Here is a 3,361-nt window from a genome sequence, read left to right as displayed (position 1 = left end):
GAGCCAAGCCTGAGCAGATGCTGAGCGAGTTCGACCGCGACCTCGCCGCGAACCACGCAGGGGACATAGCCGAGAACTTCGACTTCGATATCGACTCAACCGAGGCATGGGAAGCCGCCGAGCGTGCCGAGGCCGCGCTGGAGAAGGTCCGGGCGCTGGCCGATCGCGCCGACGCACGAGCGGACGCCTCGACGCGACTCGTCACGACGGCCGACCTCCGCGCCGCGATCGGAGGCACCCCATGAGCGCCGACACCTTGCGCCGGGCAGCGTCGCTGATGCGGGAACGAGCCGAGGCTGCGACGCAAGGGCCGTGGCGGGCCGAGCCGATTAGGGGCATCGGACTGAGGCGTGCCGACGTGCGCGGGCTGCCTGAGAACACGGCCTACGACTATCGCGGAGACGCTGTAGCGACCGCTGCTGATAGCGAGTTCGGAGCCTGCCTCCAGGGGGACGCCGACCACATCGCGGGCATGCACCCCGCCGTCGCGGTCGCCGTGGCGGACTGGCTGGAGGTCGTGGCCCGTCGCTGGGTTGAGGCTGGCACGCGGTCGTCCATCACCCGCGAGCGAGCGAGCGCCCTCGCCGTAGCCCGCGCCTACCTCGGGGAGGACGCATGACCCGCGACCCCCTCACCCGCCGCGCGTGGCTCACCCCGCTGGGATGGGCCGAACTGACCGACAAGCAACGGGAGCGGCTGCTGACCCCCTGCGAGTGCGGCCACACGATCAACGACCACGGCTCGCTCGTCGCCTGCTGGCGCTGCGAGGACGAGGGCGGCGACTGCTCGACCCCGTTCGAGACGCTGCTGGCCGCTCGTATCGAGGCGCTGCTGGCCGAGGCGCGGGCGGAAGGTGCGCGGGAGGCGGCGGACGAGATCGTCGGTCGCGACGGCACCAATCCCACCGCCCGGTTTCTCCGTGACCGCGCCGAGCAGACCGGGGGCGCGTCGTGAACCCCCACCAGCCCCGGGCCGAGGACTGGAGACGCGTGCACCGGAAGGCGGCGCTGGGATGAGCGCGACCTTCGATGTCATCTACGCCGACCCGCCGTGGCGATACGACAACGGCACGCCCGGCCGCGAGATTGAGCGGCACTACCCGACCATGACGCACGACGAGATCTGCGGCCTCGACGTGCCGGTAGCGCGCAACGCCGTCCTGTTCCTGTGGGGCGTCGCTCCCAAACTGCCCGAAGCCCTAGAGGTCATGTCGTCGTGGGGATTCACCTACCGCACCGGCGCGGTCTGGGACAAGGAACTCGTCGGCATGGGTTACTGGTTCCGGGGCCAGCACGAGCACTTGTTGGTCGGCGTCAAGGGCAACTGGTCGCCGCCACCGCAGCCGCTCCGCGTGTCGTCCGTCTACCGCCAAGCGCGAGGACGACACAGCAAGAAGCCCGACGTGATCCGCAACCAGATCGCGACGTGGTGGCCCGACGCACGACGCCTTGAGATGTTCTGCCGCTACCCCTCGCCGGGCTGGCACGTCTGGGGGAATCAGGTCGACTCGACGGTGGCGGACCTGCCATTCGAGAAGTTCGACCCTCACGCCGACGACGCGCAAGGCGCGCTGTTTGGAGGTGTCGCATGACCTGCACCGCCGTCACCACCTGGCCCGAGGTGCCGCCCAACGGCGTCCGGCTCGCGTGCGTGCTCCCCGCGGGCCACGACGGGGAGCACGCGGCGGCAGAGATCGAGTGGCTCGAGGAGGAAGCGTGAGCCTCCAGGCACCCTTCCCTTGGTTCGGCGGCAAGCGACGCGTGGCCCCCGACGTGTGGGCGCGGTTCGGAGACGTGCCCAACTACGTCGAGCCGTTCGCCGGATCGCTTGCCGTCCTGCTCGGGCGCCCCACCAAGCACGCGGCGAAGATCGAGACCGTCAACGACCTCGACGGGTTCATCGCGAACTTCTGGCGCAGCGTCTCCGTCGACCCATCCGAAACCGCCGCCTGGGCCGACTGGCCGATCATCGAGGCCGACCTCAACGCCCGCCACGCCTGGCTCGTCGGACAGCGCGAGCCGCTGCTCCGCAAGCTCGAGGGCGACCCCGACTACTACGACCCCAAGATCGCGGGCTGGTGGGTCGCCGGGGTGTGTGGGTGGATCGGCTCGGGCTACTGCTCAGGCGAGGGTCCGTGGATCGTTCGCGGCGGCGAGATGGTCGACAGCCGCAAACCGAATCGACCGGAAGATGCCGACCTCGGCGACGCGGGCCGAGGGATCAACCGGCAGATGCCGCACCTCGGCGACGCGGGGCGAGGGATTGAAACCTGGTTCATTGCTCTCGCTGAGCGCCTTCGCCGCGTCCGCGTCACTAGCGGCGGCTGGGAGCGCGTCGTCTCCGACTCCGTCACCACCCGCCACGGCCTCACCGGCGTGTTCCTCGACCCGCCCTACGGCGACGAGATCGAACAGACCCGCGTCTACGCCACCGACTCCGGCACTGTCTCCGATGACGTGCGCGCCTGGTGTGTAGAGAACGGCAACAACGCCCTCCTGCGAATCGCTCTCTGCGGTTACGAGGGCGAAGGGCACGACATCCTGCTCGACCACGGCTGGACGGCCCACGCATGGCGCACAGCGGGCGGCTACGGCGGCGGGAGAGGCGGGCGTGGCGACGAGAACCGGAACAAGGAGCGGATCTACTTCTCGCCCGCCTGTATCGCCGAGGATGGCGGTCTGTTCGACCTGCTCGGGGAGGGTGCATGAGCCCCGACGACCCGCGCCACGGCACCTATGCCGGTGCGTCCGCGCACCGCAAGGACCACGAGAAGCCATGCACCTCCTGCGGACTCGTCGAGCGCCGCGTGCGCAAACGCAACCGCTACCGCGCCGCGCTGGGGCAACCAGCGTCCGTGCCCGCCCTCGGCGCCGTCCGACGCATCCGCGCGCTACGACGTCTCGGCTGGACCGTCGTCGACATCGCCCGCGAGTCCGGCGTCCCCGAGAAGACGCTGCGCAATCCCTGCCACCGAGGGACGACCGTCTACCGGACCACCGCCGAGGCCGTCGCTACGACCTACGAGCGACTGGCGATGGTGGTCCCACAAGGTGGCTACCACACCCGCGAACGCAACTATGCCGAACGTAAGGGCTGGCCGCCGCCGCTCGCCTGGGACGACATCGACGACCCCGCCGAGCAGCCCAAGGGGCGCGGCACCGGACCCCGCCGCCTCGACGTCGACGAGGCCGTGGTCGTCCGCATCCTCGCCGGGGAGAACCTGCCCGCCAACCGCGCCGAACGCGAGGCCGTCGTAGCCCGCTGGCCCGGGACGCTCGCCGAGTTGGCGCGGCGCACCGGCTGGAAGGTCGAGCGCTACACGAGGAGGGACGTCGCATGACCTGCACCTGCCAGCACGCAC

Annotated in this window: 7 protein-coding genes; all 7 read left to right on the top strand. The window is 70.4% G+C overall.

Annotation, left to right across the window (positions count from 1 at the left end):
* Nucleotides 1-17 precede the first annotated feature (17 nt).
* The 7 genes from VFJ21_00190 to VFJ21_00160 are packed head-to-tail and all read left to right on the top strand — an operon-like array spanning nucleotide 18 to nucleotide 3,340.
* On the top strand, nucleotides 18-245 hold the full coding sequence (locus VFJ21_00190) for a hypothetical protein (GenBank protein HET7405541.1): 228 nt from the start codon (nucleotides 18-20) through the stop codon (nucleotides 243-245).
* On the top strand, nucleotides 242-619 hold the full coding sequence (locus tag VFJ21_00185; GenBank protein HET7405540.1) for a hypothetical protein: 378 nt from the start codon (nucleotides 242-244) through the stop codon (nucleotides 617-619). The genes VFJ21_00190 and VFJ21_00185 overlap by 4 nt, the downstream gene beginning before the upstream one ends.
* On the top strand, nucleotides 616-954 hold the full coding sequence (locus VFJ21_00180) for a hypothetical protein (protein HET7405539.1): 339 nt from the start codon (nucleotides 616-618) through the stop codon (nucleotides 952-954). The genes VFJ21_00185 and VFJ21_00180 overlap by 4 nt, the downstream gene beginning before the upstream one ends.
* 58 nt (nucleotides 955-1,012) lie before the next feature.
* Nucleotides 1,013-1,591, top strand: a complete 579-nt coding sequence (locus VFJ21_00175; GenBank protein ID HET7405538.1) for an MT-A70 family methyltransferase — start codon at nucleotides 1,013-1,015, stop codon at nucleotides 1,589-1,591.
* The gene (locus VFJ21_00170) at nucleotides 1,588-1,719 is read left to right on the top strand and encodes a hypothetical protein (protein ID HET7405537.1); all 132 of its coding nucleotides are present in this window, start codon (nucleotides 1,588-1,590) and stop codon (nucleotides 1,717-1,719) included. Before VFJ21_00175 ends, VFJ21_00170 begins: the two co-directional genes overlap by 4 nt.
* On the top strand, nucleotides 1,698-2,708 hold the full coding sequence (locus VFJ21_00165) for a DNA adenine methylase (protein HET7405536.1): 1,011 nt from the start codon (nucleotides 1,698-1,700) through the stop codon (nucleotides 2,706-2,708). The genes VFJ21_00170 and VFJ21_00165 overlap by 22 nt, the downstream gene beginning before the upstream one ends.
* Nucleotides 2,705-3,340: a hypothetical protein gene (locus tag VFJ21_00160; GenBank protein ID HET7405535.1), complete on the top strand. Its 636-nt coding sequence runs from the start codon at nucleotides 2,705-2,707 to the stop codon at nucleotides 3,338-3,340. Before VFJ21_00165 ends, VFJ21_00160 begins: the two co-directional genes overlap by 4 nt.
* Nucleotides 3,341-3,361: the final 21 nt, after the last annotated feature.

It is taken from the genome of Mycobacteriales bacterium, assembly GCA_035690485.1.
GTDB lineage: Bacteria > Actinomycetota > Actinomycetes > JAFAQI01 > DASSKL01 > DASSKL01.
Note: the sequence above shows the minus strand (reverse complement) of the source record. Positions and strands in the feature narration are given on the sequence as shown.